This window comes from Kitasatospora sp. NPDC041988 (assembly GCF_055588525.1).
This window is the reverse complement of the sequence record NZ_JBVJCO010000051.1, coordinates 62,437-68,436: the sequence shown is the minus strand read 5'-3', so window position 1 is coordinate 68,436 and position 6,000 is coordinate 62,437. Positions and strand designations below refer to the sequence as shown.

The window sequence follows — 6,000 nt, the reverse complement described above, 5'->3', positions numbered from 1 at the left end:
TACGGGGCCACCAACCAGGCCAAGCGCGTCGTCGTGCCCCCAACCCTGCCGTAGCCCGGCCCCGCGGCGGCGCACCGGTGCACCGGGGAGCGCCGCCGCGCACGCACGTCCGGCTGTTCGAAGCCGGTGCTATGTTCCGGGAATGAGCGAGAAGGAAGAACAGGACCAGCCCATGAACGACGGGCCGCCGAAGCCGGCGATGCGCGAGGCGCTGGTCGCCGCCGCCTTCGAGCTCTTCCTGGAACGTGGCTTCGAACAGACCACCGTCGACGACATCGTCTCGCTCGCCGGGGTCGGCCGGCGCTCCTTCTTCCGCTACTTCCCGGCCAAGGAGGACGTGGTCTTCCCCGACCACGAGCGCAGCCTCGCCGAGATGACGGAGTTCCTGGAGTCCGGCAACGGCGAGGAGGACCCGGTTCGGCACGCCTGCGACGCCGCCCGCCTCGTCCTGCGGATGTACGCCGAACAGCCGTCCTTCTCCGTGCAGCGCTACCGGCTCACCCGCAAGGTGCCCGGCCTGCGGGCGTACGAGCTGTCGGTAGTCTGGCGCTACGAGCACACGCTCGCGCACTACCTGCGCGGCCGCTTCGCCGACCGGCCGGACGGCGCGCTGCGTGCGGACGTCATCGCGGCCGCCGTGGTCTCCGCGCACAACCACGCGCTGCGGACCTGGCTGCGCTCCGGCGGCGAGAGCGACTGGACCGCCGAGGTGGACGCGGCGATGGCCTTCGTCACCGGCACCTGGAGCGACCGGCGTGCCGACGGGGCGTCGGGTGGCGCGGCTGCCGGTGAGGCGGACGCGGACGACGTGGTGGTGCTGGTGGCCAGTCGCCGGGCGCCGCTCTGGCGGATGGTGCAGGGCATCGAGAGTGCGCTGGGGGAGACGCGCCAGGTGCAGCAGCCGTGACGTCCTGGGCCTCCCGGTCTCTCCGGCCCTCCTGACCTTCCCGGCCTTCCCGGCCCTCCCGGCCCTCCTGGGCTTCTCGCCGTCCTGAACGGCTCACCCGTTCTCCCGTGTCTGCTGCTCGGCGGTGGTCATGGGTGAGCCCCCTGGTGCGGTCATGGCTGCTGCGGACGGTCGAGGTACTGCTCGATGCGCTGCTGGTTCTCCACCAGGCGGAGGCAGAGGTGACGCAGTTGGGACAGCTCGTCCGGCGAGAACCCATGGAAGACCGCCGCCATCGCGCGTTCGGTCGGTGCCCGGAAGGCGTCCAGCCAGGCCCGGCCCTCCGGGGTGATCGCGACCAGCACGGCCCGCCGGTCGCGGGGGTCGGGCAGGCGCCGGGCGAGGCCCTCCCGCTCCAGGGTGTCGACCAACCCGGTGATGTTGCGCGAGCTGACCCCGCCGGCCCGGGCCAGTTCGCCGACGGTGAGCCCGTTGGCGCCGTCTGCTTCACCGGTGGCCTCGGCGGTCGCGTTCAGCCGGATCAGCACGTCCATCGCGCCGGAGCTGAGCCCGCGCCCCTGGGTACCGTGCGTCCGCAGCCGCTCCACGGCGTGGAAGGCCGAGCGGGCGGCGGCTGCCGCCTCCAGGGCGAGGGTGTCCCCGTCGCGGGTGAACCCGGTCATGGCGGCCCGGACCCGGGTGTCGTACAGCCGCCCTTCGGCATCGCGGTCCAGCAGACCGGCGGCCGGCTCCTCGGATTTATGTACGTACTTCATAATGAAGTCATTCTGTAGAGTCGGCGAGGCGGGTGTCAACGGCTTTCGGTGTCAATGCCTGTCGGTCGTGCACCCGTTCGGCGGACAGCGGGTGAACATCCCCCGATTCGCGGGTGCCGACCGAGGTCCGTACGGGATAACGGAGGGGCGCCTGCGCCGCGCAGCGCACCGGAGCCCACCGGACCGGCCGAAGGACCTCACGATGCCCCTGAAGAACTACGGCGTGCTCGCCGCCACCGCCGTCGACCGGCGCCGCGAAGGCGCCGCCGACACCCCGCACTACCAGATCCACCTGCGCGACGCGCAGGGCACCGACTACCGGGCGGCGGTCAACGTCCAGTCCCAGCAGTCCCCTTCGGACCTGCTCTACGTCGTCGTGGACGACTTCCGGCATTCGCTCACCGGACTGCTTCCCGCGGCCCGCAGCGGCTGGACCGGCCTCCCCTCGAAGCCCGGCACGGCGAGCCTGGACTTCATCCGCGGCAACCTCTTCGACCCGGCCACCTTGCGCACCCTGCCGCCCGACCTCCCCGGCGCCGACAACGACCTCGCCGACCTGCTGGACCACTACGTCCAGCGCGCCATCAACGACCCGGCCGCCGCCGTCTACCTGATCGGCCAGCGCTTCGGCCCCGAACCCACCGCCCCGGACAAGGTGTTCGGCTTCACGCCCGGCAACGGCGTCCACGACATCCACATGAACCAGGGCAACAGCGGCCGCTTCCGCGCCGACGACGGCGTCTACCAGGACGGCGGCCTGCTGATCCACCTGCCCGCCGAGGACCGCTGGGTCGCGGTCTTCCTCGCCTTCCAGTCGCAGGCCTGGCACACCGACGACGCCACCGGCCACACGCTCCCCGACACCCCGCCGCGCCCGACCGACCCCACCGGCCACGACGCCGTGCTGCGCATCGTCGCCGCCGTGGTCAACCCGGTCGGCCCGGCCCCCGAGGACGAGACCGTCACCGTGCTCAACACCTCGGCGGCGCCCGTCGACCTGACCGGCTGGCACCTCGCCGACCAGGCCAAGCACCGGCTCGCCCTGCCCGCCGGGCCGCTGGCCCCCGGTGCCGCGCTCACCGTGCACGGCGCCGGCGGCTTCCAGCTCGGAAACCACGGCGGGGCCATCACCCTGCTCGACGCGGGCGGCCTCAAGGTCCACGGCGTCGCCTACACCGCCCGCCAGGCCGCGGCCGAGGGGCGGACGATCACGTTCTGACGCGGCAAGGCCGGGGCCTGTGCCCGGGGCCGGCGGCGGCCTGCCGCTCGCGGCTGCCCGCGCCCCGTCGCCGGTCTGTCCCCCGTCCGAGTGAGCCCCGGATTCCGCCGGACCCGGCCGGGGCAATCTCGCCCCGTGACCACCTCCACTCCGCGCCGCCGCAAGCGTCGTCGCCAGGCCGCTCCGCACCGGATGCCGGCCCCGGCCAAAACCGCCAACTCCGCCACCGCTCACACCTCGACGGTGCCGACCGCATCGAGAGTGTCACCCGCGCCGCCAGGGGCGGCCGTACTGCCGCGCTCTGCGTCCGCCGCCCGGCGGCCGAGCTGCTGCGATGTCTCCACCACCGAACACCGCTCCCTCGGCGGCACCGTCATCCGTACCCACCACCACCGTCCCACCTGCCCCGTCTGGAGCGCCCGTTGACGCTCTCCCTGCTCCCGCTGCCTCCGCCGCTTCCTCCGGTCGGACCCGGCGGCATGGCGTGGGCAGGACTGACCGTTCCCTCGCCTGAGCGGCCCGACCGTGCACACTCTGTCATCAGTCACTGACAATCGGTGTCCGAGTGCCCGGCTGCTCGGGCTCCAGCGCTGTTCGTCAAGCGTTGCCGGCCGGAACGGTGCCTGCGAGCCGCGGCCGCGCTCACGTCCGCTTCCCTCACGTACGGAGCAGAGCGAGCGCCCCGTCCGCGTCGAGACCCACCTGAACGCCGAAGCTACGGCTGACCCGGTCTAGAACCCCCTGCAGCCACTGCGCGTCCTCGCGCGAGGCGTGCCGCAGCCGCATCTGCTGAGCCTGCACGGGCACCATCCGGGCACCGATCAGCTCACCGGTGCCCGGCTCCACCGTCACGAAGTACAGGAGTCGCAAGTCGTCCCGGTACCGCTCATGGCCGGTGATGCCTTCGTAGTCGTCGATGAAGTCGCCGCAGCCGTAGAGGATGAGCTTTCCGCGGTAGACCTCGATGGGGCGGGGGTGGTGTGAGGAGTGCCCGTGGACCACGTCGACACCGCCGTCGATCAGCGCATGCGCGAAGCGGATCTGGGCTCCGGAGACCTCGTAGCCCCAGTTGGACCCCCAGTGGACCGAAGCGACGACGACATCGCCCGACCGCTTCGCCTGCCGTACTCGATCGGCGATGTCGGCCGCGTCGACGGCCGACGCCTCGGAGACGAAGTCGACGCCGGCCCGGTTCTCGGCGGCGGCCCACCGCCACGGAATGCCGCTGGAGGCCGTCCCGAAGGAGAAGACCAGAATCCGCCCGCGGCCGTCGACCGGGATGATCGCCGGTCGGCGCGCGGCGACCGCGTCCCGTCCCGCTCCGACCGCGGGCAGCCGCGCACTCGTCAAGGCGTCGAGTGTCTCCGCGAGCCCGCGGAGGCCGAAGTCCAGCACGTGGTTGTTGGCCAGCACGCAGACGTCGGGCCGGGCGGCGGCCAGGCAGGGCACATTGGCCGGGTCCATCCGGTAGTGCACGTCCTTCCCCGGCGCGAAGTCGCTGCTACGGGTCACGCTCGTCTCCAGGTTCACCACCCGAACGTCGGGCGCGGCCTCGTCGAGTAGCCGCAGGGCCTCCCCCCAGGGCCAGGAGAAGTCGACCGGACGGGGAATCGGGCCCCACACGGCCTCTGCCCACGCGACGTAGGCCCGCGCATCCCGGGCGTACGGTTCCCGCAACGTCGGATCGCCGGGGTGCGGCAGTATCTGGTCGACGCCGCGACCGAGCATCACGTCGCCGCAGAGGAACAGCCTCACCGGGTCGGTGCTCATGGTTCAACGCTAGACCCGATGCCGCTGCTGCGATGATCACGGCCCCGTGCCCTCTCCCGGCGGCACCGAGGCGCTGAAGTGGCTTCGCAGCGGCTCTACGCCGCCCTGGGCAGGCACTGCTGCGACTCAGCCGTTCGTCGGCAGCCGTTCCAGGCAGTGCGGCGTTCCGACCGGTTGCTACTGAAGAGCAACTCCGTCAGGTAGTTGGTAGCGCGGATCGTACTGCCCCTTGCCCAGCAGATTCTGGAACAGAGTGCCGGGTTGAGCCCACAGGACGGCATCGACGCGCGGGTTCGCCATGAGCGTCGGGCATTCCACCCGCTGCCAGGTGTTTCCTTTCCTGACGGCGTCGCCGAAAATGATCCGCACCTCACCCCGCGCGCCTTCGGAAAATCCCAACGAAGCGTTTCGCCAGAAGGCCGCAGCCTTTCCGGAGTAGTCCGAGTAGTACGGGGTGCGCAGGTTGAGATCTTCGATCAGCATCATCATCGTCTGCCCGCCGTACTTCTTGGCAGTGGCCTTCGCTGCCTCCTCGACCGACTTCCCCTTGTAGGTACCGCTGTAGTACCACACCGCGGTGGGATCGCCGCGTTCCACGGCGTTCCGCATCTGCGCTCTCGTCACCCACTTGGAACTGTCATCGGTCTGCCCGGGAAGAACAACGCCGCCGCCGTTGGTCGGCCCCTCATTCGCAAAGGGAACCGACTCGCCGACCAACTCGGCCCTGATCGCCGGAGCAGGACTCGACGGCGGAATCAGTGACGCCGGACGAATATTCATGGCGACAAGTCCAGCTCTCAACAATGCCTCCTTGCGAGTGTCTGACGGGATCCTGATCGGCGCAAATCTAGTCGCGAACTGCACAAGGAGGCACGGGTGCCGGCAGATCAAGCCGTGCGCGCGGCGGCGTTGACATCACCTGATGACACCCTGCTCGATTGTGTCGTCCTGAGTTGCCCGATGGAGAGGCCAACTCGCAGCAGGAGGCCGGCGATGGTCGGACCGGAGGCTGCCCCGGGCGGCCCGTTCTCCGGAGGGCGAGGAAGGGAGGTCCAGGGCGGCGGCGCGGTCTGCCAACGATCGCGGCACGAATCGGTGAAACGGTCCGGACCTGGCCGTACACGCTCCTGAGCAAGCATCGGAAAATCCTTGCGGCTCTTGTGCCGTTAGCCCTAGGTTCGAATCGTCTCATCCGAGAGGGGCATATTCCGGAAGGGCCCGTCGGCAACCTCCCGAGGGGTTTCCATCGGAATTCATCCGGAATCCCCCTTGAGAGGAATAACGAGCGAATCCGGAAGACCACCTCGAAGACCGCGTCGGAGGATTTCGGCAGCGAGGTCGGCGACGAG

Annotated in this window: 5 protein-coding genes; 2 read left to right on the top strand and 3 right to left on the bottom strand. The window is 70.5% G+C overall.

All coding sequences use genetic code 11. The features are described 5' to 3' along the window. Positions 1-199 precede the first annotated feature (199 nt). Positions 200-907: a TetR family transcriptional regulator gene (locus tag ACZ6NC_RS35020; RefSeq protein WP_465737910.1), complete on the top strand. Its 708-nt coding sequence runs from the start codon at positions 200-202 to the stop codon at positions 905-907. Between the two features lie 152 nt (positions 908-1,059). On the opposite strand, the gene ACZ6NC_RS35015 is transcribed toward ACZ6NC_RS35020, so the two are convergent. Further along, on the bottom strand, positions 1,060-1,662 hold the full coding sequence (locus ACZ6NC_RS35015) for a MarR family winged helix-turn-helix transcriptional regulator (RefSeq protein WP_465737908.1): 603 nt from the start codon (positions 1,660-1,662) through the stop codon (positions 1,060-1,062). A gap of 202 nt (positions 1,663-1,864) precedes the next feature. Here ACZ6NC_RS35015 and ACZ6NC_RS35010 point away from each other — a divergent pair, with 202 nt between their 5' ends. Then, on the top strand, positions 1,865-2,881 hold the full coding sequence (locus ACZ6NC_RS35010; RefSeq protein WP_465737907.1) for a DUF2278 family protein: 1,017 nt from the start codon (positions 1,865-1,867) through the stop codon (positions 2,879-2,881). A 657-nt stretch (positions 2,882-3,538) separates the two neighbouring features. On the opposite strand, the gene ACZ6NC_RS35005 is transcribed toward ACZ6NC_RS35010, so the two are convergent. Then, a complete protein-coding gene (locus tag ACZ6NC_RS35005) occupies positions 3,539-4,651 on the bottom strand; it encodes a CapA family protein (RefSeq protein WP_465737906.1) in 1,113 nt (370 codons plus the stop codon). A 177-nt stretch (positions 4,652-4,828) separates the two neighbouring features. Then, complete coding sequence (locus ACZ6NC_RS35000; protein WP_465737905.1) at positions 4,829-5,431, bottom strand: hypothetical protein; 603 nt, start codon at positions 5,429-5,431, stop codon at positions 4,829-4,831. Between the last annotated feature and the right edge of the window lie 569 nt (positions 5,432-6,000).

Bases quoted from the DNA above. Each gene is read 5' to 3' on its own strand.
- ACZ6NC_RS35005 (WP_465737906.1), bottom strand. From the start codon at position 4,651: ATGAGCACCGACCCGGTGAGGCTGTTCCTCTGCGGCGACGTGATGCTC.
- ACZ6NC_RS35000 (WP_465737905.1), bottom strand. From the start codon at position 5,431: ATGAATATTCGTCCGGCGTCACTGATTCCGCCGTCGAGTCCTGCTCCG.
- ACZ6NC_RS35015 (WP_465737908.1), bottom strand. From the start codon at position 1,662: ATGAAGTACGTACATAAATCCGAGGAGCCGGCCGCCGGTCTGCTGGAC.
- ACZ6NC_RS35020 (WP_465737910.1), top strand. From the start codon at position 200: ATGCGCGAGGCGCTGGTCGCCGCCGCCTTCGAGCTCTTCCTGGAACGT.
- ACZ6NC_RS35010 (WP_465737907.1), top strand. From the start codon at position 1,865: ATGCCCCTGAAGAACTACGGCGTGCTCGCCGCCACCGCCGTCGACCGG.